At 67.4% G+C, this 26,392-nt stretch carries 27 protein-coding genes and 1 pseudogene; 14 read left to right on the top strand and 14 right to left on the bottom strand.

Translation table 11 applies throughout. The features are described from left to right. Positions 1-4: 4 nt before the first annotated feature. The 3 genes from G6N68_RS03025 to G6N68_RS03015 are packed head-to-tail and all read right to left on the bottom strand — an operon-like array spanning position 5 to position 3,311. A complete protein-coding gene (locus G6N68_RS03025; RefSeq protein ID WP_163707707.1) occupies positions 5-1,198 on the bottom strand; it encodes a dihydrolipoamide acetyltransferase family protein in 1,194 nt (397 codons plus the stop codon). Further along, positions 1,195-2,199: an alpha-ketoacid dehydrogenase subunit beta gene (locus G6N68_RS03020; RefSeq protein WP_163707704.1), complete on the bottom strand. Its 1,005-nt coding sequence runs from the start codon at positions 2,197-2,199 to the stop codon at positions 1,195-1,197. The genes G6N68_RS03025 and G6N68_RS03020 overlap by 4 nt, the downstream gene beginning before the upstream one ends. Next, positions 2,196-3,311, bottom strand: coding sequence for a thiamine pyrophosphate-dependent dehydrogenase E1 component subunit alpha (locus tag G6N68_RS03015; RefSeq protein WP_163718086.1), 1,116 nt, complete (start codon positions 3,309-3,311; stop codon positions 2,196-2,198). Before G6N68_RS03015 ends, G6N68_RS03020 begins: the two co-directional genes overlap by 4 nt. Before the next feature lie 154 nt (positions 3,312-3,465). On the opposite strand from G6N68_RS03015, the gene G6N68_RS03010 reads away from it, so the two are divergent. Then, positions 3,466-3,939: an Lrp/AsnC family transcriptional regulator gene (locus G6N68_RS03010; RefSeq protein WP_163707701.1), complete on the top strand. Its 474-nt coding sequence runs from the start codon at positions 3,466-3,468 to the stop codon at positions 3,937-3,939. A gap of 4 nt (positions 3,940-3,943) precedes the next feature. On the opposite strand, the gene G6N68_RS03005 is transcribed toward G6N68_RS03010, so the two are convergent. The 3 genes from G6N68_RS03005 to G6N68_RS02995 all read right to left on the bottom strand — a co-directional run bounded on the left by G6N68_RS03005 (position 3,944) and on the right by G6N68_RS02995 (position 6,965). Then, the gene (locus G6N68_RS03005; RefSeq protein ID WP_163707698.1) at positions 3,944-5,005 is read right to left on the bottom strand and encodes a Glu/Leu/Phe/Val dehydrogenase family protein; all 1,062 of its coding nucleotides are present in this window, start codon (positions 5,003-5,005) and stop codon (positions 3,944-3,946) included. Positions 5,006-5,115: 110 nt separating this feature from the next. Further along, on the bottom strand, positions 5,116-6,339 hold the full coding sequence (locus G6N68_RS03000) for a metal-dependent hydrolase family protein (RefSeq protein ID WP_163707695.1): 1,224 nt from the start codon (positions 6,337-6,339) through the stop codon (positions 5,116-5,118). Continuing rightward, on the bottom strand, positions 6,336-6,965 hold the full coding sequence (locus tag G6N68_RS02995; RefSeq protein WP_163707693.1) for a TetR/AcrR family transcriptional regulator: 630 nt from the start codon (positions 6,963-6,965) through the stop codon (positions 6,336-6,338). Before G6N68_RS02995 ends, G6N68_RS03000 begins: the two co-directional genes overlap by 4 nt. A 185-nt stretch (positions 6,966-7,150) precedes the next feature. On the opposite strand from G6N68_RS02995, the gene G6N68_RS02990 reads away from it, so the two are divergent. The 8 genes from G6N68_RS02990 to G6N68_RS02955 are packed head-to-tail and all read left to right on the top strand — an operon-like array spanning position 7,151 to position 14,465. Beyond that, positions 7,151-8,137: an LLM class flavin-dependent oxidoreductase gene (locus G6N68_RS02990; protein WP_163707690.1), complete on the top strand. Its 987-nt coding sequence runs from the start codon at positions 7,151-7,153 to the stop codon at positions 8,135-8,137. Positions 8,138-8,176: 39 nt separating this feature from the next. Continuing rightward, the gene (locus tag G6N68_RS02985) at positions 8,177-8,617 is read left to right on the top strand and encodes a YybH family protein (protein WP_163707687.1); all 441 of its coding nucleotides are present in this window, start codon (positions 8,177-8,179) and stop codon (positions 8,615-8,617) included. Continuing rightward, positions 8,614-9,417 (top strand): alpha/beta fold hydrolase, encoded by an 804-nt coding sequence (locus G6N68_RS02980; protein ID WP_163707682.1) that lies wholly within the window; start codon positions 8,614-8,616, stop codon positions 9,415-9,417. The genes G6N68_RS02985 and G6N68_RS02980 overlap by 4 nt, the downstream gene beginning before the upstream one ends. A 2-nt stretch (positions 9,418-9,419) precedes the next feature. Further along, a complete protein-coding gene (locus tag G6N68_RS02975; RefSeq protein WP_163707678.1) occupies positions 9,420-10,277 on the top strand; it encodes an FAD binding domain-containing protein in 858 nt (285 codons plus the stop codon). Continuing rightward, entirely contained in the window at positions 10,274-10,771 is a 498-nt protein-coding gene (locus G6N68_RS02970; protein WP_240355344.1) for a (2Fe-2S)-binding protein, read from the top strand. The genes G6N68_RS02975 and G6N68_RS02970 overlap by 4 nt, the downstream gene beginning before the upstream one ends. After that, positions 10,768-13,179, top strand: coding sequence for a xanthine dehydrogenase family protein molybdopterin-binding subunit (locus tag G6N68_RS02965; RefSeq protein ID WP_163707675.1), 2,412 nt, complete (start codon positions 10,768-10,770; stop codon positions 13,177-13,179). Before G6N68_RS02970 ends, G6N68_RS02965 begins: the two co-directional genes overlap by 4 nt. Continuing rightward, positions 13,139-13,525 (top strand): SCP2 sterol-binding domain-containing protein, encoded by a 387-nt coding sequence (locus tag G6N68_RS02960; protein ID WP_163707671.1) that lies wholly within the window; start codon positions 13,139-13,141, stop codon positions 13,523-13,525. Before G6N68_RS02965 ends, G6N68_RS02960 begins: the two co-directional genes overlap by 41 nt. Positions 13,526-13,529: 4 nt before the next feature. Beyond that, on the top strand, positions 13,530-14,465 hold the full coding sequence (locus tag G6N68_RS02955; RefSeq protein WP_163707668.1) for a DUF1028 domain-containing protein: 936 nt from the start codon (positions 13,530-13,532) through the stop codon (positions 14,463-14,465). On the opposite strand, the gene paaK is transcribed toward G6N68_RS02955, so the two are convergent. Genes paaK through G6N68_RS02920 form a run of 7 tightly spaced genes read right to left on the bottom strand, consistent with a single transcriptional unit; the run spans position 14,440 to position 20,283 of the window. Beyond that, a complete protein-coding gene (gene paaK / locus G6N68_RS02950) occupies positions 14,440-15,744 on the bottom strand; it encodes a phenylacetate--CoA ligase PaaK (RefSeq protein ID WP_163707665.1) in 1,305 nt (434 codons plus the stop codon). The two genes, G6N68_RS02955 and paaK, sit on opposite strands and share 26 nt — an antisense overlap. A 20-nt stretch (positions 15,745-15,764) precedes the next feature. After that, complete coding sequence (gene paaE / locus G6N68_RS02945) at positions 15,765-16,838, bottom strand: 1,2-phenylacetyl-CoA epoxidase subunit PaaE (protein WP_163707662.1); 1,074 nt, start codon at positions 16,836-16,838, stop codon at positions 15,765-15,767. A 1-nt stretch (position 16,839) separates the two neighbouring features. Continuing rightward, positions 16,840-17,346, bottom strand: coding sequence for a 1,2-phenylacetyl-CoA epoxidase subunit PaaD (gene paaD, locus G6N68_RS02940; protein ID WP_163707659.1), 507 nt, complete (start codon positions 17,344-17,346; stop codon positions 16,840-16,842). A gap of 4 nt (positions 17,347-17,350) precedes the next feature. Next, on the bottom strand, positions 17,351-18,256 hold the full coding sequence (paaC, locus tag G6N68_RS02935; RefSeq protein ID WP_163707656.1) for a 1,2-phenylacetyl-CoA epoxidase subunit PaaC: 906 nt from the start codon (positions 18,254-18,256) through the stop codon (positions 17,351-17,353). Between the two features lie 13 nt (positions 18,257-18,269). After that, complete coding sequence (gene paaB, locus G6N68_RS02930; protein ID WP_163707654.1) at positions 18,270-18,566, bottom strand: 1,2-phenylacetyl-CoA epoxidase subunit PaaB; 297 nt, start codon at positions 18,564-18,566, stop codon at positions 18,270-18,272. Next, positions 18,563-19,468, bottom strand: a complete 906-nt coding sequence (gene paaA, locus G6N68_RS02925) for a 1,2-phenylacetyl-CoA epoxidase subunit PaaA (RefSeq protein WP_240355343.1) — start codon at positions 19,466-19,468, stop codon at positions 18,563-18,565. The genes paaB and paaA overlap by 4 nt, the downstream gene beginning before the upstream one ends. Positions 19,469-19,473: 5 nt before the next feature. Then, positions 19,474-20,283 (bottom strand): enoyl-CoA hydratase/isomerase family protein, encoded by an 810-nt coding sequence (locus tag G6N68_RS02920; protein WP_163707650.1) that lies wholly within the window; start codon positions 20,281-20,283, stop codon positions 19,474-19,476. A gap of 104 nt (positions 20,284-20,387) precedes the next feature. Here G6N68_RS02920 and G6N68_RS02915 point away from each other — a divergent pair, with 104 nt between their 5' ends. The 5 genes and pseudogenes from G6N68_RS02915 to G6N68_RS02900 all read left to right on the top strand — a co-directional run bounded on the left by G6N68_RS02915 (position 20,388) and on the right by G6N68_RS02900 (position 24,928). Continuing rightward, on the top strand, positions 20,388-21,002 hold the full coding sequence (locus G6N68_RS02915) for a TetR/AcrR family transcriptional regulator (RefSeq protein ID WP_163707647.1): 615 nt from the start codon (positions 20,388-20,390) through the stop codon (positions 21,000-21,002). A 63-nt stretch (positions 21,003-21,065) separates the two neighbouring features. Then, positions 21,066-23,108: a phenylacetic acid degradation bifunctional protein PaaZ gene (gene paaZ / locus G6N68_RS02910; RefSeq protein ID WP_163707644.1), complete on the top strand. Its 2,043-nt coding sequence runs from the start codon at positions 21,066-21,068 to the stop codon at positions 23,106-23,108. Further along, positions 23,108-23,443 (top strand): EthD family reductase, encoded by a 336-nt coding sequence (locus G6N68_RS02905; RefSeq protein ID WP_163707642.1) that lies wholly within the window; start codon positions 23,108-23,110, stop codon positions 23,441-23,443. The genes paaZ and G6N68_RS02905 overlap by 1 nt, the downstream gene beginning before the upstream one ends. A 102-nt stretch (positions 23,444-23,545) precedes the next feature. Then, positions 23,546-23,764 (top strand): annotated as a pseudogene (locus G6N68_RS32315) (PE family protein); the annotation flags it as partial. 120 nt (positions 23,765-23,884) lie between these two features. Continuing rightward, positions 23,885-24,928, top strand: a complete 1,044-nt coding sequence (locus G6N68_RS02900) for a hypothetical protein (RefSeq protein ID WP_443093985.1) — start codon at positions 23,885-23,887, stop codon at positions 24,926-24,928. 4 nt (positions 24,929-24,932) lie between these two features. On the opposite strand, the gene mftG is transcribed toward G6N68_RS02900, so the two are convergent. Beyond that, positions 24,933-26,372 carry a mycofactocin dehydrogenase MftG gene (gene mftG / locus G6N68_RS02895; protein WP_163707636.1) on the bottom strand — a complete coding sequence of 480 codons (1,440 nt, stop codon included), beginning with the start codon at positions 26,370-26,372 and terminating at the stop codon, positions 24,933-24,935. Between the last annotated feature and the right edge of the window lie 20 nt (positions 26,373-26,392).

Here is a 26,392-nt window from a genome sequence, read left to right as displayed (position 1 = left end):
GCGCCTAGCACCGCCCCAACGCCGCGACCGGATTCTCGACAAGGTCGGCAAACAATCGCAGGAACCCACCCGCCGTGCCCCCGTCGCAAACGCGGTGATCGAAGCTCACGCAGACTTGGGTCACCTTGCGCACCGCGAGTTCGCCGTCGACGACCCATGGCCGGTCGACGACGCGGCCGACACCCAGGATGGCCACCTCGGGGTGATTGATGATCGGCGTGGAACCGTCGACGCCGAACAACCCGTAGTTGTTCAGCGTGAAGGTGCCCCCGGATAGTTGGGCGGGTGGAAGTTTGCCGTCGCGCGCCGCGTGCACGGTCTGGGCCAGCGCGGTCGACAGCGTCGCGGTGTCCATGGTGTCGGCTTCTTTGATGACGGGAACCAGCAGGCCGCGCCGGGTCTGCACGGCGATCCCGAGGTTGACGTGTCGGTACCGGACGATCTCCGATCGGGCGGTGTCCACCGAGGAGTTGAGCTCGGGAAATTCACGCAAGGCCGCAATCGCGAAGCGGCCCAGCAGCGCCAGCAGACTCACGTCCTGTTTCGTCACCGCTGTGATGCGTCTCTTGGCATCGAGCAACGCGGTGGCGTCGACGTCGACCCAGGTCGTGGCGTCTGGAATCTCCCGACGGCTGATCGACAACTTGGCGCCGATAACCTTGCGCAACCCGGTGATCGGGACGCGCTGATCGCCACGGGCATTCTCGACGTCGGCGCGAACGATCACGTCGCCCGGGCCCGTCGCCGAGAGCTCGGCAAGGTCGACACCGTTGTCGCGCGCCAACTTTCGCACCGCCGGCGAGATCACCTTGACCGCGGTTGCCGTCGCGGTTGCCGTCGCCGGGATCGCCGCGGGTCGAACCGCGGCTTGGCGCCGTCGTGACCGGCTGCGCGCGGTTGTCCCGTAGCCGATCAGCACATTGCCCGACCCAGGGCTAGACCCAGGCCCCGCCGGTTCGACGGTGGTGACGGTGATGACAGGAGCGCCGACGGACAACGTCGCGCCCGGGTCGCCGTGCAACGCGAGCACCGTCCCTGCGAAAGGCACCGGAAGCTCGACGACGGCCTTGGCGGTCTCGACCTCGACGATCACCTGGTCGACAACCACCGGGTCGCCGACCTGCACCTTCCATTCGACGATGTGAGCTTCGGTAAGGCCCTCACCGAGGTCAGGCAACAGAAACGTCTGTTCGGTCATGCGCCGACCGCCCAGCGAGTGTCCACCTGGTCGTCCCACTGCATACGGTCGACGGCATCCAGAATGCGGTCGGAGTCCGGCAGGTGCACGCGTTCGAGTCGGGGCGGCGGATAGGGGATGTCATAGCCGCTGACCCGCAGCACCGGCGCGGCCAGGCTGTGGAAGCAGCGCTCCTGGACACGGGCCGCGATCTCGGCCGCCACCCCGCCGAATCCCTGCGCTTCCTGAACGACGACGCAGCGACCGGTCTTACGCACCGACGCCGCGACAGTGTCGTCGTCGAAGGGCACGATGGACCGCAGATCGATGACTTCGAGGCTGCGGCCCTCCGCCGCGGCGACATCCGCGGCATCCAGCGCCGGGTCAACCGACGGACCGTAGGCGACGATCGTGACATCGCTACCCGACCGGGCCACCCGGGCTCGCCCGATCGGTGCGCCGCGTTGCAGTTCGACGTCGGCACGGGCGAAGTAGAGACGCTTGGTTTCCAGGAACACCACCGGGTCGGGATCGTCGATGGCGTCGCGGAGCAACGCGTACGCGTCCGATACCGTGGCCGGCACAACGACTTTCAGCCCGGGCGTGTGGGCGTAGTACGCCTCGCTGGAATCGCTGTGGTGCTCGACTCCGCCGATACCGCCGGCGAACGGGATGCGGATCACCATCGGCACCGACAACGCACCGCGGGTGCGGTTGCGCAGTTTCGCGACGTGCGAAGCGATCTGCTCGAACGCCGGGTACGCGAACGCGTCGAACTGCAGCTCCACCACCGGGCGAAAGCCCGCCATCGCCATGCCGACAGCAAAGCCGACGATGCCCGATTCGGCCAGCGGGGTGTCGAAACAGCGTTCACTGCCGAATGTTTCGGCCAGGCCATCGGTGACCCGGAAGACCCCGCCAAGTTTCCCGACGTCCTCACCGAACACGACCACCGACTCGTCCTGGCTGAGTGCGTCGCGCAGCGCGGCGTTGAGGGCCTGCGCCATGGTCAGCGCGGTCATTGCGACACTACTTGGGCTAGTTCGAAGGCCAACTCCGCACGGGCTTGGGCGTGCTGCTCGCGCAATGCCGGGGTGGGTTCGGCGAACACGAACCGGAAGAGGTCGTCGGGGTCGACCGGCCGGTCGGCGTTCATGCCGTTACGGACCGCCGCCGCAAGCGTTTCGGCCTCGGCCTTGATGGCGGCGATGTCGGCATCGTCAATCAGACCCACGGCCCGCAGGTAGGCGTCGAGGCGTGCGATCGGGTCCCGCGCACACCAGCGCTGCACTTCGTCGGCGGTGCGGTACCGGGTCGGATCGTCGGCGTTGGTGTGTCCGTCGATGCGGTAAGTGTGCGCCTCGACGATGACCGGCCCGTTTCCGTCGAGAACGTAGCGCCGCGCCTCGTCCAGGACGGCCAGCATGGCCACCGGATCATTGCCGTCGACCTGCTCACTGCCTATGCCGTAGCCAACACCCTTGTGCGCCAACGACGGAGCCGCCGACTGGCGCGCCAACGGCACGCTGATCGCAAAGCCGTTGTTCTGCACCAGGAAGATGACCGGCGCCTTGAGCACCGCGGCGAAGTTGAGGGCCTCATGGAAGTCCCCCTCACTGGTGGCACCGTCGCCGCAAAGAGCCAGCACCACAATCTGGTTGCGGTTGCGGGCGTGCCCGTGCGCCAGGCCGACGGCGTGCAGCAGCTGGGTCGCCAACGGAGTGCACTGCGGGGCCGCTCGGTGTGCGACGGGGTTGTAGCAGCAGTGCCAATCACCGGCGAACATGGCGAGGACTTCCACGGGATCGACACCACGGGCGACCAGCGCCATCGAGTCGCGGTAGGTGGGAAAAATCCAGTCGTGCGAGTGCAGGCACATGCCGGCCGCAATCTGGCACGCCTCCTGCCCGTGCGACGACGGATAGACGGCCAATCTTCCCTGCTTGGTCAAAGCGGTGGCTTGTTCGTCAAAACGGCGGCCCAGCAGCATCTTCCGGTGCATCTCGATCAACCGCGCACCGTCCGGTCGGGGGTAGCGAGCCGTGCTGGGGGTCGGGTGACCGGAGGGGTCGAGGTATTGCACCGCGACATCGGCAGGCAAAAACTTCCGATAGCTCTCGACAACACTCACGATCGCCTCCCGAGACAGCTACTTGTCAATCGATACTCGGGCAGTCCAGTACGTATGACAACACTAGCGCCGCAGAAGCGCACATATTTCTTGCCATTAGGCGATTCAGCGGCATATTGTTCACCTTTTCCGGCGACCGATACGAGGCGGTGGACACATGGCCGACACAGCCCCCTCCCGGGTTCAGCTTGACGAGGTGGACCGGCGGCTGATCCGGGAACTGGTCAAGGACGGACGAATCTCGATGCTGGCCCTCGCGCAGCGGGCGCATGTGTCCCGGACTCACGTCTACGCGCGCGTCGAGCGACTCGAACGGGCAGGCGTCATCGAAGGCTTCACCGCGCGAATCAACTTGGAGAAAGCGGGTTTCGCGACCTCTGCGCTCATCGCATTGTCCATCCAGCAGGACTCCTGGCGCGGGCTCTCGCAGAAACTGAAGACACTGCGTTACGTCGAGCGGTTCGCTTTGGTCGGTGGCGACTTCGACGTCCTTGTCGTGGTACGCACGCCCGATAACGCGACCCTGCGTGATGTGGTGCTCGAGCAGATCCACAGCTTGGCCGGCGTCCGGGCCAGCCGTACCTGGCTGATGTTCGAAGAGTGCGACGGAATGCAGTCCGAGTTGTTCTGAACGCTCAGGCGGGGATGGCGCCTCGCGCCGCTTCGGCTCGCTGTCGAGCAAGGATGCGCGCGGCGGAATCGGTGCTGATTCCGTTGGCCTCGCTGATCGAAAAGACCTGAGCCAGCGTGTCCCCGATGCCCTTGGTGCGCCCTGCGACGGTCTCGTCACTCCAACCCAGCACCTCGTGGCCGACAAGGTGAAACGCACCGCCGGCGTTGGCGACGAAGTCCGGTGCGTACGCGATGCCCCGTTCGCGCAATATCGCCCCAGCGCTCTCGTCGGCCAGGATGTTGTTGGCCGCCCCCACGACCGCGGTTGCGGGGAGTTGGGCCGCGATCGTCCTGTCGATGACGCCACCGAGGGCGCACGGCGAGAAGATGTCGCACGGTGTGCTGACGGCGGCTTCGGGGGGCACCACCGACCAGCCGCACTGGCGCGCCCATTCCAGCCGCTCGGTCACGACGTCGCAAACCACAAGCACCGCACCGGCTTCGGCGGCCAGCGTCGCGACGCGACCCCCGACGGCGCCGAGGCCTTGGACCAGGACTGCCCGTCCCGCCAGGTCGCCGAGGCCACAATGGTGTGCGGTTGTCTTCATCGCCTCGAACACCCCCGCGGCGGTGTTGTCGGCGCTCGATCCGGCCCCGCCCCGCTCGATCGACCGTCCGAAGACGAATTCCGTTGTGCGGTTGAGGATGTCCATATCGGCCGAGGTGGTGTTGACATCCGGACCCGTCCAGTAAGTCCCATTCAGTTTGTCGATGTTCTCGGCGTGCAGCGCCAGGATGCGGTGCCAGGTGGTCTCGTCGAGGGACCGCCGTGGGGCGGGCAACGCGATCACCGACTTACCGCCTCCCATCGGTAGATTGCTCACCGCCATCTTCAATGTCATTGCGGCTGCCAGCCTCCCGGCCTCGTCGACAGCGTCGGCAAACGACTCATACTGGGCGGCTCGGGTACCGCCGGCGGCCTGCCCCAGCTGAAGTGAATCCACTCGGATGACAAACGATGTGCCGGTTAGGGAATCGTGTCGGATCAGCGTCAGTTCACCGTCCCAGCGCAGTACGTCATCCATACCCGCGAAACGTAGTTGCGCATAGCGGGATTGACTCCTAGCGCGCACATTCTCCGGACAAATTGCACCCAGACCGCGCATGTTCGTGGAGTTTGTCCACCGGAGCGTGGCTAGACCGCTGCGGCAGCGGATACCAACCGGCCGCGCTGAATCACGGCGCGGACCCGTTTCCCCAGCTCCGTCACCGCGACGTCGGTACCGTCCAGCAGGACCAGGTCCGCCTGCTTACCCGGCGCCAGTTCACCGATGTCGGCACTGCGGTCGAGCAGTTCGGCCGCATGCGTGGTCGCCGACCGCAGTGCGTCGACCGCGGGCAATCCCTGGTTGCTCAACAGTTCGAGTTCGCGCAGGTTGTCCCCGTGCGGCGCGATGCCGGCATCGGTTCCCATCGCGATGCGCACCCCCGCGTCGTGCGCGAGTCGCACCGAGGCTTCGTGCGCGTCCAGGATCTCGGCGACCTTGCTGCGGGCGGCCTCGGTGATACCGGCACCTGCCTGCGCTTGGCGCAGTATGGCGTGTGGCGCGGAAAGCGTTGGAACCAGCCATGTTTTGTTTGCCAGCATCAGGTCGACGGCCTCGTCGTCCAGGTAGACGCCGTGCTCGATGGAGCGAACACCGGCGCGCACCGCGTTCTTGACGCCGTCGGCACCCTGCGCGTGCGCCATGACGTGTGCCCGCGCGGCGCGGGCCTCGGCCATCATGATGGCGAGTTCGTCGGCGGCGAAGTAGGCGCGACGTGGGTCGCTGCGCGGGCTGATCACGCCGCCGGTGGTGGCCACCTTGATTACGTCGGCTCCGGCTCGAATCAGTTCGCGTACCTTCTGGCGCATCGCCTCGACGCCGTCCACAACAGTCGACGGGGAGCCCGGGTGCGGCGGCCACAGGGCGTGGACGCACTCGCCGGACGGCATCCACTCGTCGCCGTGCCCACCCGTCGGACTGAGAACGCCGATGGCGATCTGCATGTCCGGCCCTTCGATCAAGCCGGTGGCGACGGCCTCCTTTACGCCGAGGTCGGCGCCCGCGGCATCGCGGACGGTGGTCACACCGGCATGCAGGGTCAGCCGAAGATTGCGTACGGCCTGAAAGAAGCGGAGCGAGAACGGGGTTTGGATCAGGCGCATCGTGTCGACGTCGTCGAGCGTGACGTGGACGTGGCAGTCGATGAAGCCCGGCACCACTAGGTGGCCGACGGCGTCGAGTTCGGCGTCACCGTCCAGGCCAGGCCCCACATCGACGATGCGCTCCCCGTCGATCACCACGTCGGCGGGCGCCGCGGTTCCCGACCGCGGGTCGAAGACGTGGCCGCCGCGGACCACCAGACGGTGGCTCACCGCCGCGCGGGTGGCGGGCCGTAAAGGGTGTTGACCCACACCGTGATCAGGGCGGTGGTGGCCGCGGTCGGGTCGCCGAACGGAGGCTGCCCGAAGCGGTCCAGCAGATACCGCTCGTTCATCCACGTCAGGGCGCGGGCGACCTCGTCGGCCTCGGTGACCTGGCTGCGTCCGGCGTCGATGTCGGCTTTGATGCGCCGCGCGGTCGCGGCAGCGAGTCGGTCCGCGAGGGCCTGGTAGAGGGCACCGATCTCCGGGTCGTGGCGAGCGGTGTCGGAGATCGCCTGGATCAACCTGCCGTGTTCGACGAATATCGATGTCAGGTTTTCCAGGCTGCGGCGCAGTTCGGCGACCGGATCATCGGATTCGGCCATCCAGTCGTCGGCGACGTGGTCCAACTCCAGACCGACGTCGTCGAGCATCGCCATCAACAGGTGCTGGCGGTCCTCGAAGTGGCGATAAAAGGCCGTGCGTGCCACCTCGGCGGCGGAGGTGATGTCGTCCAGCGAAATCTCCGCCCACGGCCGCTGCTCGAGCAGGCCATGAGCGGCGTCGAGCAACCGGCGGCGAGCGTCACGCCGATTTGCGCGCCGACGCGCCTGCAGATCGCTCTGTCGGTTGGGCAAGTCGGGCGCCTCTTTCAGCAGATCGAGTCGAACAACGCGATGTTCACCCTAGTGTCACACGGTCGCGACGGAAATTGCGACATAATTGTTGACATCGTGTCACACATATAGTTACGTGAGCTACGCAGCCGCTGGTAGTGCCAGCCCACGACACCGAAGAAGCTCAACAGAAAAGGTCTGTCATCGTGCGACTTAGCTTGTCGTTCACTGGTTTTGGCGGGATTCTGGCCAGCCTGCCGACGGTCCGCGCCGCCGACGAGTGCGGGTTCGACGGCCTCTGGTACGCCGAGCACATCTGCGCGCACGACGCAGTGGTGCCGGCGACGGTGTTCCTGCGCGAAACCGAGCGGCTGGAGGTGGTGCTCATGGGCATCAGCGCGGCGGGCCGTCATCCCGGCCTGACGGCCATGGAGCTCGCCTCGCTGGCCGAGATCGCACCCGGCCGGGTGCGCGCCGCGATCGGCACGGGCGTGCCCGACATGATCGCCAAGCTCGGCAAATCGATTGAGAAGCCGGTCAATTCGACGATCGCGCTGCACCGGGCGCTGTCAACCGCACTGGCCGGCGGCGACCTCACCGCCGACTTCCCAGGGTTTCGCTTCGAGCAGTACAAACTCAACCCACTGGCCGCTCCCCCGCCGCTGGACATCATGGCGGTGCGTCCCCGCATGGTCGAGGCGGCCGCCCGCTACGCCGACGGCGTCTGCCTGAGCGCCGGCTCCTCACGGAAGTATCTGGCCGACACGGTGCAGCGGGTCGAGGCGATCCTCGCCGATGCCGGGCGGCCCCGGGAGAGCTTTCGGATCTCTGCCGTGGTTGCCGCTTTCATCACCGACAACATGGCAAAGGCGTGTACGCAGGTTGCCGCGCTGTTGTCCACTTTTGACGCCGCGACCACGGAATACCTTGCCGCGGGCGCAATTCCGGCCGGTGCATTGGTGGAAGCGATCGAGCGGGGCGGTCCGTTCGAAGCGGTCAAGGTGTTCACTCCCGAGGTCGTCGACGGGGTCGCGATGGTCTGCCCGCCTGATGGGCTCGCCGATGCGCTGCAGGCGTACGCCGAGACCGGCATCGACGAGATCGCCATCGCGCCGTTCGCGCCCCCCGACCAGTTGCCGGCGCTGATCCGGCAGCTGTCCGAGTGTCGTCCACTGCTCGCCGCCAAGTCATAGGTAGGCCATAGCGGCCCTGACCCGAAGGACGGAACCTAGATGACCGACACCGATACCGTGCTGGATCACGACGCCCAGGAGGTCCTGCGGCTGCATCGCGAATTCGTCGATGCCAACGGCCCACTCGACTCGAGTTATCTGCGGGACCATGTGACGGCGGTACCCGACGAGTTGGTCTGGTACAACCTCAACGGCTCGGTGTACATCGGCCAGGATCACATCGCCGCGCTGTGGGACATGCTGTCCGCCGCGATGGGCGGGCAGGCCATGAGCGCGGACCTACGCGACGAGCGTGTCGAGGTGGTCGGTGACGCCGCATGGGTTACCTACCTGAGCCGCTATCAGGCCGACTTCGGAAACCTGGGCAGTTTCAACGCCGGCATGCGCGCCACCGAGATCTGGCGCCGCCGTGCGGGCAAGTGGGAACTCGTGCACGCCCACTTCTCCACTCACGTGCCCAACCAGATGGGTGGCCTATGAGACTCGACGCCCGGGAAGTGGCCGCGATGGAACGCTTTTCGGTGCCTGGTCCGGCCGGTACCGTGTCGGGCCTGCGGCAGGTGCAAGACAGCGAAGCCGAGCCGGTCGTGTTCATCCATCACATCAACGGCGCCGCCCACCAGTGGGTGCCGGTGATGAATCACTTCAACGATCGCACCACAGTCGCCGTCGATCTACGCGGACACGGGAACTCCCAACCCGGCGAGTCCTACGGCGTCGCTGACTATGCCGCCGACGTCGAGGCGGCGATGGACGGGTTGGACATCCACTATGCCCACTTGGTCGGGGCGTCGTTCGGCGCGTCGGTGTGCCTTTCGATAGCCGCCCAGGCCCAGTACCGAATCCGGTCGGTGGCGGTCATCGGCGGCGCGTTGACGGTCGCGGACCTGATCGACCCCGACGGGGTGACCGCCGAACTCCGCGAACTCGGAAGCCTGGCATTCTTTCAAAAAATGGCCGCGGTAAGTTTCGCGCCCGGCACCGACGCGATCTTGCTGGACGAAGCCGCGCGACTGGCCGCGCGAAACGACCCAGCTGTCGCGGAATCAATACTGCGCGAAGCATTTTCTGCCGATATCACCGACACCGCGACGCGGGTGCGCGCGCCCGCCTTGGTGCTGGCGGGCGAACACGACCAGACGTGCCCGCCGGAACGCGCTGCGGTGCTGGCGGACTCGCTCGGCACCCGCTGCCAAGTGCTCGCCGGGCGAGGCCACCTCGCCCATCTCGAGGACCCCGCTCTGATCGCACGCCTGGTCGCCGCGCAGTTACCGGATTGACAATGCACCCGGCCTCATTCGACTATCTGGCGGCCAAGTCCGAAGACGAGGCCTGCGCGGCGCTGGCCCAAGACCCGTCGGGGACACGCATTCTCGCCGGTGGCCAGAGCCTGCTGCCGTTGTTGGTTCGGCGGCTTGACCGGCCGCGGCGCCTGGTCTGCGTCACCGGCATCACCGGCCTGCACGGGTTGTACGCAACGCCGACCGGCCTTCAGGTCGGAGCCGCCGTCACCCAGCGTGGCGCCGAACAGTACACCGGGATACGCGAATTCGGAATCTTGGCGCAAGCGCTCCCCCGGGTCGGCAAGGTGACCACCCGCAATCGGGGCACCATCTGCGGCAGCCTCGCCCATGCCAACCCCGCGGCCGAACTCGGTATCTGCCTGCTCGCTCTCGGCGGCGAGATCGTCGCCGCCTCCTCCCTCGGATTCAGGCGGATCCCCGCCGAAGAGTTCTTTGTCGCTCCGCATCAAACGGCATTGCGCTCCGACGAGTTGTTGCACACGGCAATCTTCCACCGGCCCATGGGCATCGGATTCTTCGACGAGGTCACCCTGCGCGGCGCCGGCGACACCCCGCTGCTCAGTGCCGCGGTCAACGCGCGAATCGCTGACGGCGAAGTCGTCGACATTCGCATCGCCACCGGCGGTGCGGGCCAGGTGCCGGTGTTGGCCGGCCCGTCGATCACTGCCGCCCTTCATGGGCGGCTCGATGACGCCGCAGTGGCGGAGGCCAGCCGCGCCTACGCCGGCGATCTCGAATTTCACAGCGACGCGCACTGTTCCGCGCAGCATCGCCGCCGGCTGGCGACTCGGGTCGTCGCCCGACTGCTGGAACGAGTCCGACGGGAGTTGCCGTGACGAGCGACCTGGACATCGAAATGCGGGTGAACGGGCGGACCGTGCGGGCCTGCGTGCCACCCCGGATGTCGCTGGTCGACTTCCTGCGGGACCGACTCGGCCTTACCGGCACCCACGTCGGCTGCGGCCAGGGGCTGTGCGGCAGCTGCAACGTGCTGATTGATTCCCGCTCCGCGCGAGCATGTTTGACGTTGGCGGTGCAGGCCGCGGACTGCGACGTCGTCACGATCGAGGGTCTGAACCGCGCGCCGGGGCCGTCACCCGTGCAGGCATGCCTGGTGCGGCACCGAGCGTTGCAGTGCGGCTTCTGCACGCCGGGGTTCGTCGTGCTGCTGGAAGAACTGCTCGCCGAGGTCGACGCCGGTGCCCGACCGACCCAGGCCGAACTGCGTGATCGGCTGGCCTCGTCGCTGTGTCGCTGTACGGGTTACACGCCCATTCTGGCCGCAGCGCAGGAACTGGTCGCCGCCGCGATCGTCGAGCAGAGCCGATGAACCAGTCACGCCACGTCGGCCGATCAGCACCCGGGGTGCACCTGCCCCGGCTGGCCGCGGGTGGCGGACGTTATCTTGCCGACGAAAGCCTCTCCGGCGAGCTGTATTTGGTGATCGTTCGATCCCGCGAGCCGCATGCGTTCATCTCGGTGGACACCGCGCGAGCCGCCGCCGCGCCCGGCGTGCGCGCCGTCCTCGTCGGAGCGGAGGTGCGCGCGGCAACCGAGCCGATGGGCATGATGTGGAGTGCGCAGGTCCAACGCGAGGCACCGACCTGGTGCCTGGCCACGGATCGGGTCCGTTACGTCGGCGAGCCGATCGCCGCCGTCATCGCCGACGACGCCTATCTCGCCGAGGACGCCGCCGAGCTCGTCGACGTCCGTTACGAAACGCTGCCACCCGTCGTCGAACCGTCCGCCACCAGTCGGCCGTTGCTGTACGACGATTGGACCGACAACGTCTTCGGGCGCACGCGCTTTGAGGCCGGCGATGTCGCGGCGGCACTGGCCGACGCGGCGGTGGTGGTCAGCGGCCGCTATGTCAACGACCGGGTGGCGGGCCTGTCGCTGGAGACCCGCGGGGTGCGCGCGGCCTGGGGTATCACCCGGGAGTCGGTCACGGTGTGGACCTCGACGCAGTCGCCGCATCAGGTGAAAGCGTCGCTGGCGGCGACCCTGCGGGTTCCCGAAAGTCGGGTCCGGGTGCAGTGTCCCGACATCGGCGGTGCATTCGGCAACAAGGCGTGCGCCTACATCGAGGAGACGTTGGTAGCGTTCGCCGCGCGAGCCGTCGGCCGCCCCGTCCGCTGGGTGGAGAGCCGTGCCGAGGCGTTCACCGCCACCGTGCACGGCCGCGGCACGGTGATCGATCTGGAAGTCGGATTCACCTCCGACGCAACGATATCCGGGCTGCGGGCCACCGTGCTGCTGGACTGCGGCGCCACACCGTACATGGTGGGCCTGGGCACCGGCGTCGTCGCCGCGGCCATGGTCCTGGGCCCCTACCGCGTCGCGGACGCGCTGTCCGAACTGGTGGGCGTGGTGACCAACAAGACACCGATCGGGGCGTATCGCGGCTTCGGTATGCCTGAAGCGACTTTCGCGATCGAGCGGGCGATGGATGAGGGTGCGCGGCTGCTGGGGATCGATCCCCTCGATATCCGCCGGCGCAACCTGCTACGTCCCGACGAGTTGCCGTATTGGACGGCGGCGATGATGTGCCTGGACAGCGGACGTTACGGCGAGTTGCTCGACCTTGTCGCCTCCGAGGTTGATTGGCGGCAATTGCAGGATGACCTGGCCAGCGCCCGCGCTGCCGGGCACCTGGTCGGTGCGGGAGTCGCATGTTATCTGGAGGCCAGCAACTTCGGCCCGTCGCTCACGGCGGCAATGATGGGGATCAACAACGCGGGTCACGATCGGGCCGTAGTACGCATGGACGCTTCGGGATCGGTCACCGTGTTGACCGGCCAGGTGCCGATGGGGCAGGGACTCGAGACGGTGCTCGCCCAGATCACCGCCGACGAACTGGGTGTCGACCTGGCCGCGGTGTCGGTGGTCTACGGAGACACCTTGGCCTGTCCGTACACCGGATACGGCAGCGGAGGTAGCCGGGGCGCCGGCGTGGCCGGATCGTCGGTGATGCTGGCCGCGCGCAAGCTTCGCGAACGGCTGCGGGTACTGGCCGCGCACCTGTTGGAGGTCGATCCCGCGGACCTTGAGGAAGCAACCGGCCTGTTCAGCAACGGATCTGGGACCAGCATCTCCCTCCAGGACGTCGCCGCGGCGGCGTATCACGCCAAGGACCTGCCGCCCGACTTCGAGCCGTACCTGGAAGCGTCGTATACGCACGATCCGCGCGCGTTCGCGTTCTCCTACGGTGCCGTGGCCGCGGTCGTCGAGATCGACCGCGACACCGGGACGGTGAGCATTCGGCGACTCGTCTTCGGGCACGACTGCGGCGTACAGCTCAACCCGGACAACGTCGAGGCCCAGATCGTTGGCGGCGTCGCCCAGGGCATCGGCGCGGCCCTCTACGAGCGACTCCCGTACACCGACGACGGCCGGCCGGTGGTGGAGTCGCTGTGGGACTACTTTCCGCCGCTGCCGGCCAACGTGCCCCCGGTCGAGCTGGTGCACCTCGAGACGCCGACGCCGTTCTCCCCGAACGGCGCCAAAGGCGTCGGGGAAAGCGGAATCATCCCGGTACCCGCCGCGCTGGCCAACGCGATCCGCGACGCACTCACCACCGAAATCGGCGAGGCACACGCATCTTCGGTCGTCGACACGCTGCCGATCACCGCAGAGCGCCTACTCGCCGCCCTGGACCAGATCACCCCGTCGAGCGACCAGAGGAAGGGAAACACACGTGAAGTATGTGTCACAGGAATGGCTGAACCGGCAGTGTGAATTGCAGCAGGCGTTCGCCCCGCGCCCCGGCGCGTCGGCCCGCGTGCAATACCGCCTGACCAAGGCCCCAGACGGCGGTGAGATCCGTTATTACGCCGACGTTCAGGACGGTCGCATGGTCGAGCAGTTGTTGGGCGACGACGCTAAGGCCGACGGCACCATGGCGGCCTCCTACGCCGATTCGATCGCGATGCTGCGCGGGGAGCTCGCGCCGACGACGGCCTTCATGGAGGGCCGGGTCAAGGTCACCGGCAACGTCGCCAAGTTGGCCGCGTTGATGCCACTCACCCAGACGGCCGAGTACAAGAAGCACTACGAACAGCTCTGCGCGGAAACCGAATTCTGAAGCGGTGACCTTTTCGCTGCTGGCTCGCGACGCCGCCACGGGACAGCTCGGCATCGCATCGCAGTCGCACTACCTGGGTGTGGGCTCGGTAGTGACGTGGGCCGAGGCCGGCGTCGGGGTGGCGGCCACGCAGGCGTTCGCGCTGCGCTCCTACGGTCCCCGCGGTTTGGCGCTGATGCGGGCGGGCATTGCGCCGGTCGACGCAGTAGACCAGCTGCTCGACGAGGACACCCACCCGGAAATCCGCCAGGTTGCGTTTCTGGATACGGAGGGGCGCATCGGGTTTCACTGCGGACGCCGCTGCGTCGGAGCCCTCGGGGTCGCCGTAGGCGATCAAGCGATCGCCCTGGGCAACATGCTGGACAACGACGACGTGGTGCCCGCCCTGCTGCGCGGCTTCGAGCAGGCCGACGGCGACCTTGCCCATCGCCTGGTAGCGGGTTTGGCAGCCGCCGAGAACGCCGGCGGCGATATTCGGGGTAGCCAGTCCGCGGCGCTGTTGGTGGTCGCCGGCCGTGGCGGCGGCGCCGGTGCTGAAGCGCCGTGGGACGGCATCATCCGCGACTTGCGGGTGGAGGACCACAGCGATCCCGTGAATGAGCTGTCCCGGCTGGTGAGGTTGAGCGACGGCTTCGATCGGATGTCGCGGGTGGTCTTCGACCCGGACGGCGCCGTGGTCGGTGAACGCCGTTGCGGACCAGATTTCGGTGCGGACGCCCACGAGCTCGCCGACGCCGCCAGTGCGCTGGATTCCAACCCGGAGGCAACGTTCTGGTCCGCGGTGCTGCACGCCCGATGGGGACAGGCCGACGAAGCACGACGGTTGTTTTCCGCAGCGTCGCAACAAAACCCACGCCTGGAACGGTTCGTGGGGTACTTGAGCGAGGCGGCCATCCTGACGCCCGACGAGGTGGCTAGCTTACGGGACGCCGGTCGATAACTCGTTTCGCCTTGCCCGTCGAACGGGCGACCGCGCCCGGTGGTACCACTTCCACGGTGATGCTGACGCCGACGCGGTTCTTGATCTGCCGGGTCAGCGAGTCCGCGGCCCGCTCACACTGCTCGGGGGTGGCCCCGCGGCGGCCCTCCACGCGTACGGTGAGCCGATCGAGCCGTTCCGGACGGTCGACTACGCACTGGAACTGCGGCGCGAGGGCGCGCTGGGTCATGATGTGTTCCTCGATCTGACTGGGGAACAGGTTCACGCCGCGCAGGATGATCATGTCGTCGCTGCGGCCGGTGATCCGGCGCATTCGGCGCATCGAGCGCGCCGTGCCGGGTAGCAGCATGGTCAGGTCGTGGGTGCGGTACCGGATGACGGGAAATGCCTCTTTGGTCAGTGAGGTGAACACCAGTTCTCCCTCCGCGCCGTCCGGCAACACCGCCTGGGTCTCGGGGTCGATGATTTCGGGGTAGAAGTGGTCCTCCCAGATGTGCAGGCCGTCTTTGGTTTCCACGCATTCCTGGGCGACACCCGGACCCATGACCTCCGAGAGGCCGTAGATGTCGACGGCGTCGATGTCGCAGGTTCGTTCCAACTCGGCGCGCATTTCTTCGCTCCACGGTTCCGCACCGAAGATTCCGGTCCGCAACGAGGTGGCGCGTGGGTCGAGTCCGGCCTCGTACATGGCGTCGATGATGGTGAGCATGTAGGACGGCGTGACCATGATCGCGTCAGGGGCAAAGTCCGCGATCAACTGGATCTGGCGCTCGGTCATGCCGCCCGATATCGGTATGACGGTGCAGCCGAGCCGCTCGGCGCCGTAGTGCGCGCCCATGCCGCCGGTGAAAAGTCCGTAACCGTACGCGATGTGCACCTTGTCGCCGGGACGCACCCCGGCGGCCCGCAGGGATCTGGCCACCAGCTTGGCCCAGGTTTCCAGGTCGGCGGCGGTGTAGCCGACGACGGTGGGTCGGCCGGTGGTGCCCGACGAGGCGTGCAGCCGCAACACCTGCGACTGCGGCACCGCGAACATCCCGAACGGGTAGTTGGCCCGCAGATCGGCCTTGCCGGTGAACGGGAACAGCGCGAGGTCGCTGAGGTCCCTCAGATCAGCGGGATGCACACCGACGGCGTCGAAAGCCGACCGGTAGTGCGCCACATTGTCGTAGGCGTGCTGCAGGGACCACCGCAGCCTGGTCAGCTGCAGCGCCTGAATCTCGTCGCGCGAGGCCTTTTCGATGGGTTCTACACCGGGGCAGTCGACCAGTTTGGTCATCAGTGATCCTCAGCTCCCGCTCATGCGTCGAAATCGACGGTGACGGCGTCGCTGGTGGGAAGCGACTGACAAGTCAGCACGAAACCCGCTGCCAATTCCGAGTTTTCGAGCGCATAGTTGCGGCGCATGTCCACCTCGCCGACCGTCACCCTGGCCCGGCAGGTGCCGCATACCCCGCCCTTGCAGGCGAACGGCAGGTCATCCCGATAGCGTTGCGCGGCATCGAGGATCGGGGTGTCGCGCGGTAGGTCGAGCGCGCTCGTGTGGCCGTCGAGCACGATGGTGACCTGACTGCACGGCCCGGCGCGGCCGGGCTCAGTTCGGCTCACCGGCGGCGGGGCAACCTCTTCGACAAAGAAGAGTTCCCGGTGGATGCGGTCCCCCGGTACTCCGTACGCGCCCAGGACTTGCTGGGCGTCGAGCACCATGCCGAGCGGGCCACACAGCCAGAAGTGGTCGACATCGGCCACGGGTACGAACGCATCGAGCAGTCGCCGGATCCGTTCGGCGTCGAGCCGTCCGCTGAACAAATCCGCCACCCGGTGTTCGCGGGACAACACATGGATGAGCTCCAGCCGCGGGCCGTAAAGGTCTTTGAGGTCGGCGAGTTCGTCGGCGAACATGACCGAATCCGCTCGCCGGTTGCCGTAGATCAGCACCAGGTGCGAATCCGGTTGACGCAGCAGCGTAGTGGCGATCGACACGATGGGCGTGATCCCCGACCCCGCCGCGATCAGCACATGGCGACCGCCGGTGCCCGGGGGCGCTACGAAGTTGCCGGACGGAGTTTGCACCTCCACCTCGTCGCCGGGGCGGACGTCGCGGACCAACCATCCCGAGAAGACGCCGCCGGGCAGCTCACGCACGCCGATGCGCAGGGCACCGCCTGCCGGTGAGCAGATGGAGTAGCAGCGCCGCTGCTCCCTGCCGTCGACGCTCTTACGCAGAGTGAGCGATTGCCCAGGGCGAAAGGCGAATTCGGACTTCAGTGCCTCGGGAACCGCGAAGGTGACCGCTGCGGCGTCATCGCAGAGCGGTTGCACGGCGGCCACCCGCAGCCGGTGAAAGGACGGCAATTGCCGCAGCGCGGTCACGTCAGATCTCCTTCACCCGCTCGAACGGCTCGAGACACGACCGGCAACGGTGCAGTGACTTGCACGGCGTCGCACCGAATTCCGATACCTGCTTGGTGTCTGCGGACGTGCACCGCGGGCACGGCACGGCGGGTGGGCGTGTCTTGAGGGTCAGCGGTATCGGCCCCTTGCTGCGGGCGGGCGCCCGCCCCGGCGGGGCGATGCCGTGCCGGGCGAGTTTGCGCCGCCCGGTCGCGGTGATCCAGTCGGAGCTCCAGGCTGGGCTGAGTGCCGTGCGGATCTCGATGTCGGGAAATCCTGCCGCCGACAACGTTTTCGCCACATCCGCACGGATGGCGGACATCGCGGGGCAACCGCTGTAGGTGGGCGTGATGGTGACGACGATCCGGCCCTCATGCAAGGACACCTCCCGTAGCACCCCGAGGTCAGCCAGGGTCAGCATGGGCATCTCGGGATCGCGGACCTCGGCGACGGCTCGCCGGGCCAGCTCCAGGGTGTGGTTGTTCATCTACTCACCACCGCGCTAACGGATGTGCGCGGGCGACGCTCTGCATTTCGGCCAGGAGGGCCACCAAGGCGTCGGTGTGCACGCCATCCCGGCCGGCGGTCACGGCATCGCCGATTGTCGGGACCGGCAATGCCGCGGCATCCAACACCTCCCGCAGCACCGCGTCGAATTCGGGCCGAACCGTGGCCGGGTCCACTCCCGCACCGGCGGCCGAAAGGCGTGCTTCCACTGGGTGGGTCGCGAACAGTTCAGCGACGAACGGCCACACCGTACGCAGCGCTACCTCGGTGCGGCGGCGGGATTCGCTGGTCCCGAGCGACAACGTGATAAGCCAGCGTGCGGCGTAATCCCGATGGTAGGTAACCTCTTTCGCGCCCTTGTCGGCCACTGCGGCCAGCACCGGATCGCTGGACGCCCGCAGCCGTTGCAGCACCGCCAGGCGGTAGGTGGTGAACACCAGCAACCTGCATACGGTCACCGCAAAGTCACCGTTGTCCGCCTCGACCAGGCGTACGTTCCGAAACTCTTGTCCGTCGCGAAAAAATGCCAGCGCGTCCTCGGCAGGCACCGACGCACCTGTTGGCAACACCGGAACGACCCGAGGCCCGGCGGCCGCCGCCCGCGCGAGCAGCAGCCGGGCCTGCCCAAGCAGATCCAGCCCGATGTTGGCCAGCGCGACTTCTTCTTCCAGTTCCGGTGCGTGGCAGGTCCATTCGGTGAGTCGCTGCGCCGCGATCAGGGCGTCATCGCCGAGCATCAGGCAGTAGGTGGCCAGGTCAGGCCCGTCGACGCCGACCGGAAAAGTGGTGTCCACCCCGGCCAGTGGGTCGTCGAAGCCCGTCCCGAAAGCCCACTGGTCGTGGGTGTCGACGTCGACGAGGCCCGCGTATGCCGACTCATGGTCATTCATTACCGACTCCACCTCACATGTGCGGGACGGTGTCGGGAATGGAGTAAGCCGTGGGATGGCGATACACCTTGTCGCGAGACGGGGCGAAGAACGACTCCTTCTCCTCGGCCGTGGAGGCGGTGATCGCTGCCGACGGCACTACCCAGATGCTGACGCCCTCGTTGCGGCGGGTGTACACATCCCGCGCGTGCTGCAACGCCATGGCGCCGTCCGAGGCGTGGATCGAGCCGACGTGGACGTGGTTCAGTCCGCGCTTGGCACGCACGAACACCTCGTAGAGCGGCCACGCGGGATCGACGCTGCCAGTCATCGAGTCTCCTCTGCAGTCCTGCGGGCGTAGGCGACGGCGGCGGCACGCACCCAGCCGCCGTCGTCGTGCGCGGCCTTGCGGGTGGCCAGTCGTTCGGCGTTGCAGGGCCCGTCGCCGGCGATGACGGCGAAGAATTCCGACCAGTCGGGAGCACCGAAGTCGTAGTGGCCGCGCCGCTCGTTCCAGGCCAGGTCCGGGTCGGGGATCTGCACCCCAAGTACCTCGGCCTGCGGTACCGTCATGTCGACAAATCGTTGTCGCAGTTCGTCATTGGTGTGGCGTTTGATCCCCCACGCCATCGATCGCTCGGTATTGGGTGATTGGCCGTCGGGCGGGCCGAACATCATCAGCGTGGGCCACCACCATCGGTCGACGGCGTCTTGCACCATCGCGCGTTGCGCGTGGGTGCCCCGCATCATGGTCAGCAGCAGTTCGAAACCCTGGCGCTGATGAAACGACTCTTCCTTGCACACCCGGATCATGGCGCGGGCATAGGGACCGTAGGAACTGCGGCACAGCGGCACCTGGTTGCAGATCGCCGCGCCGTCGACCAGCCAGCCGATCACCCCGACATCGGCGAAGCTCAGCGTCGGGTAGTTGAAGATCGACGAATACTTCTGCCGGCCCGCTATCAGTTTCGCGGTCAGCTCCGCCCGGTCTACCCCAAGCGTCTCGGCCGCGGAGTATAGGTAGATGCCGTGACCGGCCTCGTCCTGGACCTTGGCCAGCAGGATCGCCTTGCGGCGCAACGACGGGGCCCGGGTCAACCAGGCCCCTTCCGGCTGCATCCCGATGATCTCCGAATGCGCATGCTGGCTGATCTGGCGTATCAGAGTGCTGCGATACCCGTCGGGCATCGGGTCTCGCGGCTCGACACGCTCTGCGACTGCGGTGGGCGCCACGGGGGTCAGCTACCCATAAACGTCGGACGTTGTTTGGCCACAAAGGCCTCCACCGCACCGATGTGATCGGTCGAGGCGCCGAGCAGTCGCTGCGCTTCGGCTTCCCGGGCCAGAACCTCGGGCAATTCGGCGTCGGCGTTGGCCGTGAGGAGTCGTTTGACGGCCTTGAACGCGGCGGTCGGGCCCGCTGCTAGACGGCGTGCCACGGCGACGGTCTCGGCGGCGAGATCGGCGTCCGGTACCACGCGATGCACCAGTCCCCACGCCTGAGCGGTGTCGGCGTCGATGGTGTCGCCGAGCAGGAACAAGCCGGTCGCGCGGCCCTGGCCGACCAGCCGCGCCAACGACGCGCTCAGTCCCGAATCGCTGGCGAGCCCGATGCCGCAGAAGGCGGTGCCGAACTTGGCGCCGCACCCGGCCACCCGGATGTCGGCCGCCAGGGCGATCCCGAGACCGGCACCGACGCAGGCGCCGTTGATGCCCACCACAACCGGTACCTCGATCGCATTCAACGCCAACACGATCGGGTTGTAGTGCTCGGCCACGGTGTCCATGGCGTGTGCCGGGTCAGCCCGCAACGCCGCCACATGTTCGGCCAGGTCTTGGCCGACGCAGAAGTTTCTGCCTGAGGCAGTCAGCGCGACCGCGCGCACCGCAGGATCGGAGCCCGCCCGGGTCAGCGCCTCCAGCAGCCCTTCTTTCAGCACACGGTCCAGGGCGTTGGAGGCTCCGGGACGGTCTAACACGATGGCGGCGACGTTCTCGTCGACCGCGTAGCTGATCGCCGCCGTGGGCACCTCGGTGTCTGTGGTCATGCGCGCTAGATTAACCGACCATTCGTTCGGTAATCAAGGTGCCGCGCCCGGACGGTGCCAGATGCGTGCCGCCGCCCCGGGGCCGTGATGCGATGATGGTGTCCATGGCTGCCCCGCCTTCGCGCCCGACCGGTCGAGTCGGTCGTCCCGGCTACGACCTCGACACGCTGCTGGCAGTCGCGGTGTCGGTGTTCAACCAACGGGGCTACGACGGCACCAGCATGGAACACCTGGCCGCCCGACTGGGCATCAGCAAATCCTCGATCTATCACCACGTGCGAGGCAAATCCGAACTGCTGCAGCTAGCGGTCAACCGCGCGCTGGACGCCTTGTTCGCAGCGACCACAGAGCGCGAAGCCACCACCGGACCGGCGATCGATCGGCTGGAATACCTGGTGCGGCGCAGCATTCACGTCCTCGTGGAGCAATTGCCGTACGTCACACTGTTGCTGAGGATCCGAGGGAACACGCCCGTCGAGCGCCGCGCGCTCGCCCGCCGCCGCGAATTCGACCACATCGTCGGCCAGCTGGTCCAGCAAGCCTGTGACGAAGGCAGCGTGCGCCCAGACATCGACCCACTGCTCACCAGTCGGCTCATCTTCGGCACGGTCAACTCGTTGATTGAGTGGTACCGACCAAGCCGTGAACTCGACGCGGCCCAACTCGCCGACGCCGTCGTCAACGTGCTCTTCGACGGTCTTCGCATCGACCCCTCTTGACGCCGACCGACCGCGGCTGCCAAAGTTGCAGCCGTCAATAACCGAACGAATGGACGGTTGGTAATGCTGCAGAGTTTCGTATCCGGACGGTGGACTTCGGCAGACGACGCCGGCATCCCGCTCACCGATGCCAGCACCGGGGTGGAGGTAGCGCGATACTCCACCGAGGGATTGGACTATGCGGCGGCCGTCGACTACGCCCGCCTGGTCGGCGGACCGGCGCTGCGCGCCCTCACCTTCCCCGAACGCGCGAGCTGCCTCAAGCAACTGGGCAAGCTGTTGATGGCAGGCAAGGACGAGTTCTACCCGCTGTCCTCTGCCACCGGCGCCACTCGGCGCGACTCAGCCGTCGACATCGACGGCGGGATCGGAACCCTGCTCAGCTACGCCGGCAAGGCCGCGCGGGAACTTCCCAATGACACCATCTACCTCGACGGTTCGACCGAAAGCATCGGACGTGCAGGAACTTTCGTCGGCCAGCACATCTACAGCTCGCGCCTCGGCGTCGCGGTCCAGATCAACGCCTTCAATTTCCCGGTCTGGGGCATGCTAGAGAAGCTGGCACCCGCGTTTCTCGCAGGGGTGCCCACGATCGTCAAGCCGGCCCACCAAACGGCCTATCTCACCGAACAGTTGGTGCGGCGCATCATCGAATCCGGCCTGTTGCCCGAAGGCGCGCTGCAACTCGCGTGTGCCAACCCGCACGGTCTGCTGGACGAGCTCGACGAGAACGATCTGGTCGCGTTCACCGGCTCGGCTGCCACCGCGGCCCGGCTTCGGGTGCACCCCAACCTTGTCGAAAGCGGGGTGCGGTTCAACGCCGAGGCCGATTCCCTGAACTGCTCCATCCTGGGGCCCGACACCACGCCCGGCACCCCCGAATTCGAGCTCTACATCAAGCAGCTCGTCACGGAGATGACGGTCAAGGCCGGTCAGAAGTGCACGGCCATCCGCCGGGCATTGGTACCGCAAAACCTCGTCGCCGATGTGGTGGATGCAGCGACTGCACGGCTCTCGGCCGTCGTCGTGGGTCACCCCGAAGCCGAGGGCGTGACCATGGGCGCCTTGGCCAGCATCGCGCAACGTGACGAGGTGCTGCGGGCGCTGAAATTCCTCACCGACGCCGCAACTTTGGTCAGTGGCGACCCGGACAACTTCTCGGTGCGCGGCGCGGACGCGGACCGCGGCGCCTTCCTGCCACCACTGCTGCTACGCGTCGACGACAACTCCGTCGCCGCGCCACACGATGTCGAGGCCTTCGGCCCGGTAAGCACCGTCATCGGATACCACGACCTCGACGAAGCGGTGCGCCTGGCCGTGCGGGGCCGGGGCAGCCTGGTCGGATCCGTGGTCACCCACGACCCCGGGATCGCCCGTCGCCTCGTCCTGGATCTGGCGCCCTATCACGGCCGCATCCTCGTGCTGGACCGTGACGACGCCAAGGAGTCCACCGGGCACGGATCCCCGTTGCCCACCTTGGTGCACGGTGGTCCGGGCCGCGCCGGCGGCGGCGAGGAACTCGGCGGGATTCGCGGCGTGCTGCACCACATGCAGCGCAGCGCAGTGCAGGCGTCACCGGACATGCTGACCGCCATCACGGGACGCTGGACGAAGGGGGCAGCCCGTGACACCGACGACGTGCACCCGTTCCGCAAGCATCTCGAGGAGCTTCGCATCGGCGATACCGTCGTCGGCGGACCCCGCACGGTGACCCTCGACGACATATCGCACTTCGCCGAGTTCACCGGGGACACCTTCTATGCGCACACCGATCCCGTTGCCGCAGCGGGCAACCCGCTATTCGGTGGCATCGTGGCACACGGCTACCTCGTGGTGTCGCTAGCCGCCGGACTTTTCGTCGAACCCAACCCGGGTCCCGTGCTGGCCAACTTCGGTGTCGACGGCCTACGCTTCCTCACCCCGGTGAAGGCCGGTGACGCGCTCACCGTCACCCTCACAGTCAAACAACTCACCCCGCGCCTGTCCGCCGACTACGGCGAAGTCCGCTGGGACGCCGTGGTGACCAACCAGGACGACGCCCCGGTGGCCACCTACGACGTGCTGACGCTGGTTGCCAAACTCCCGGCAAAATCTGGGGGCCGCTGATGTTTCGCATCACCGTGCAATACGGTCAGCCCACCGACCCGGCGGCCTTTGACGAGTACTACCAGAGCACCCACATTCCGCTGACGTTGAAAGTGCCTGGCTTGGTTCGCTTCACCACCGGACGGCCACGGCCGCTCGGCCGGGACGTGCCGGCCCCGCCCTACCTGGTGGCCGACCTGTGGTTCGAGACCGCGGAATCCCTCAAGGTCGCGCTCAAATCCGACGAGATGCGTTCGGCCAGTGCAGATGTCGCGAATTTCGCCACCGGCGGTGCCACGTTGCACAGCCAAGAAGAGGTGCTCGTCCGCGGTCACCAGGACGTGGACCGTAATTGACTCTCGCGTAACAGTTTTCGGATTACCGAAGAACGCCCAAAACGCGCGCTAGACCGCTATACGCTCACACTGGGACGCTTACCGTCCGGTGGGAGATTTATCATGGCATTTCTGATCGCGACGCCAGAGTTCATCGCAACAGCAGCAACCGATTTGGCCGGCATCGGCACCGCCCTGCAGGCGGCCAACGGCGCTGCCGTTCACACGACCACCAGCGTGCTGGCAGCGGGCACCGATGAGGTATCGGTGGCAGTCGCCGCATTGTTCGCGTCGTACGGGCAGCAGTACCAGGCCCTGAGCGCGCAGGTGTCGTCGTTTCACACCCAGTTTGTGCAGGCGCTCGCGGCGGGCGCGGGGTCCTACGCCGGCGCCGAAGCGACCGCCGCGACACCTTTGCAGACCGTGCAGCAGCAGTTGCTGGGGCTGATCAACACACCCAGCGTGCAGCTGACCGGCCGCCCGCTGATCGGAAACGGCGCCAACGGCGCGGCGGGCAGTGGCGCAAACGGGGGCGACGCCGGCTGGTTGATCGGTCACGGCGGGGCCGGCGGGTCGGGCTCGGCCGGCCAAAGCGGCGGCAACGGCGGTGCGGGCGGTTTCTTCGGCGGCAGGGGCGGCGCCGGCGGTGCCGGCGGTTCGACCAACGGGCTTGGCGTGGTCGGAGCGGGCGGCAACGGCGGCGCTGGCGGTCTGCTAGGCGGTGTCGGCGGCGCTGGTGGAGCAGGTGGACTGGGCCCCAACACATTTAGCGCCTCCGCTGGTGCTGGAGGCAATGGCGGCGCAGGTGGCTGGTTCGGCGCCGGCGGCGCCGGCGGCGCCGGCGGATCCGCGGGACTGCAGGGCTTTGGCGGTGCGGGCGGCCGCGGCGGCGATGGCGGAGTGTTCGCCAACGGCGGGGCTGGGGGAGCCGGCGGCAGCGCGTCCCCGAATGGCGGCCAAGGCGGCGCAGGTGGAGCCGGTGGCAACAGTGGCCTACTCGGTGGGAACGGCGGGGACGGCGGCGCGGGCGGCAACGGCATCATCGGCGGAGACGGCGGCACCGGCGGCAAGGGCGGAATCTTCGGCGGAACCGGTGGGCACGGCGGCAGCGGCGGCAACGGTGGGGCCGTCGGAGCCGCGATCGGCGGCAGCGGAGGACTAGGCGGCAAAGGCGGTGCCGGTGGGGCCGGCGGCTTCCTCTTCGGCAATGGTGGCGACGGCGGTGACGGAGGAGCCGGGGGCGGCGGCAACGCGAACCAAGGCACCGGCGGCACTGGCGGTGCCGGCGGAAAAGCCGGCCTGATCGGCGACGGAGGCGCGGGCGGCGCCGGTGGCGCCGGGTACACCGTCGCGGCGACCGGCGGAGCGGGAGGAAGAGGCGGCGACGCCCAGCTGATCGGCAACGGCGGCAACGGCGGCAATGCCGGTTTCGGCCCCATCCGCCTCGCGCCGGGAGCCGGCGGACTCGGCGGATTCCTAGGCCTGGACGGGCTGCCCGGGAACTAAGGCGTCAGACGACGAACTCCGCGGCACGGTGCGCGAGCATCACAATGGTCGCGTGCGGCCCGCGGCTGGTGATCGTCGGCAGGATGGATCCGTCGATGACCCAAAGGTTTTCGATGCCGAGGACTCGACAGCGCGGGTCCACAACGGCTCTCGGGTCACCATCGGCGCCCATCGGGGCGCTACCGCACAGGTGCTGCGAGGTCGACCATACCGGGTGGCCGATATGCGTTACCGCTCCGCACAATTCGCGGGCCAGCTCGCTACCCTGGCGTAGCGCCGCGACGTCGGCAGGCTCACTGTCATAACGATGCTCGATGCGGATCGGCACCGCAGGATCATTGGATGTCAACGTGATCCGTCCCCGTGACTGGGGCCGCATCAGCGCCACACCGATGTGCGGCCAGTCCCGGTGCCCAGCGGTGCCGTCACCCGTCATCGCAATGAAACCACCTGTATACGGCCGGATTTCGACGCCGTCGGCGGTGGTCAGCACCGCTTCCAACACCGGCCGCTCCTCGGCGACCGCCCAGTTGGTGGGCATCACCCACTCCGGGTGGTCACTGCAGGACGTCCCGACTGGCAACGCCGCCAACGGTTTCACGTCCGCCGCGGCCAACACGTCCGCATCGCCGACACCCGAGAGCATCAGTAGATGCGCCGACTCAATCGCGCCGGCACACAACACGATTCGATCAGCGGTGTAGGTGATCTGACCGTCAGGGCCGATAGCGTCGACGCCCACCGCGGCATTGGCGGAGAAGCGGATGCGTAACACCCGGGTTTGGGACGCCAACGTCAGGTTGGGCCGTCGCAGCGCGGGCAACAAGAATCCTGCCCCGGCACCGGTGCGCACACCGTCGATGATGTTCAGCGGTACCGCGCCCACCCCGGACGGCAGGTCCGGCCCCACGTCGTTCAGGTCGTCGATCCACGGAAATCCGGCTCGCTCGGTGGCCCGCACAAAGACTTCGGTTGCCCCGACCATGTCATGCGTTCGTTGCACCCGGATCGGGCCGGTATGGCCGTGGGCGGGGGTGTCGAAATCCAGATCGGTCTCGATGGCCCGGAAGTGGTCGATGACGTCCGACCACGCCCAGCCCGGTATCTGGTTTCGGTCGAAGTCCGCGGGCAACCCGCGGCAGAAATAACCGCCGTTGACCGCGCCGGACCCACCGATCGTTGCTCCGCGGACGATGGGCAGCTTGCGCGCCGGTTGATCGGTGAGCGTGGTCAGATATCGCCGGACCAGGGGGCTGCCCACCCCGATCGGCAGCTGCAGCCCGTTTGCGGCCTGCGCCACCAGTTGCGCGTCGTCGAGTCCGGGGCCGGCCTCCAGCACTGTCACCGCACAACGGGAATCAACTGAAAGACGCTCGGCCACAACCGATCCAGCGCTCCCTGCGCCGATGATCAGCACATCACTGTGCCGGGCAGCCATTATCAACCATTGTCAAAATGGGTCAA

This window comes from Mycobacterium bourgelatii (assembly GCF_010723575.1).
GTDB classification, from domain to species: domain Bacteria; phylum Actinomycetota; class Actinomycetes; order Mycobacteriales; family Mycobacteriaceae; genus Mycobacterium; species Mycobacterium bourgelatii.
Note: the sequence above shows the minus strand (reverse complement) of the source record. Positions and strands in the feature narration are given on the sequence as shown.

Coding starts and splice junctions, on each gene's coding strand:
- G6N68_RS02920 (WP_163707650.1), bottom strand. CDS start 20,283: ATGACCACAGACACCGAGGTGCCCACGGCGGCGATCAGCTACGCGGTC.
- paaC (WP_163707656.1), bottom strand. CDS start 18,256: ATGAATGACCATGAGTCGGCATACGCGGGCCTCGTCGACGTCGACACC.
- paaD (WP_163707659.1), bottom strand. CDS start 17,346: ATGAACAACCACACCCTGGAGCTGGCCCGGCGAGCCGTCGCCGAGGTC.
- G6N68_RS03025 (WP_163707707.1), bottom strand. CDS start 1,198: ATGACCGAACAGACGTTTCTGTTGCCTGACCTCGGTGAGGGCCTTACC.
- G6N68_RS03005 (WP_163707698.1), bottom strand. CDS start 5,005: ATGGATGACGTACTGCGCTGGGACGGTGAACTGACGCTGATCCGACAC.
- G6N68_RS02985 (WP_163707687.1), top strand. CDS start 8,177: ATGACCGACACCGATACCGTGCTGGATCACGACGCCCAGGAGGTCCTG.
- G6N68_RS02975 (WP_163707678.1), top strand. CDS start 9,420: ATGCACCCGGCCTCATTCGACTATCTGGCGGCCAAGTCCGAAGACGAG.
- G6N68_RS02915 (WP_163707647.1), top strand. CDS start 20,388: ATGGCTGCCCCGCCTTCGCGCCCGACCGGTCGAGTCGGTCGTCCCGGC.
- G6N68_RS02980 (WP_163707682.1), top strand. CDS start 8,614: ATGAGACTCGACGCCCGGGAAGTGGCCGCGATGGAACGCTTTTCGGTG.
- paaB (WP_163707654.1), bottom strand. CDS start 18,566: ATGACTGGCAGCGTCGATCCCGCGTGGCCGCTCTACGAGGTGTTCGTG.
- G6N68_RS02965 (WP_163707675.1), top strand. CDS start 10,768: ATGAACCAGTCACGCCACGTCGGCCGATCAGCACCCGGGGTGCACCTG.
- paaZ (WP_163707644.1), top strand. CDS start 21,066: ATGCTGCAGAGTTTCGTATCCGGACGGTGGACTTCGGCAGACGACGCC.
- paaK (WP_163707665.1), bottom strand. CDS start 15,744: ATGACCAAACTGGTCGACTGCCCCGGTGTAGAACCCATCGAAAAGGCC.
- G6N68_RS03020 (WP_163707704.1), bottom strand. CDS start 2,199: ATGACCGCGCTGACCATGGCGCAGGCCCTCAACGCCGCGCTGCGCGAC.
- G6N68_RS02905 (WP_163707642.1), top strand. CDS start 23,108: ATGTTTCGCATCACCGTGCAATACGGTCAGCCCACCGACCCGGCGGCC.
- G6N68_RS03010 (WP_163707701.1), top strand. CDS start 3,466: ATGGCCGACACAGCCCCCTCCCGGGTTCAGCTTGACGAGGTGGACCGG.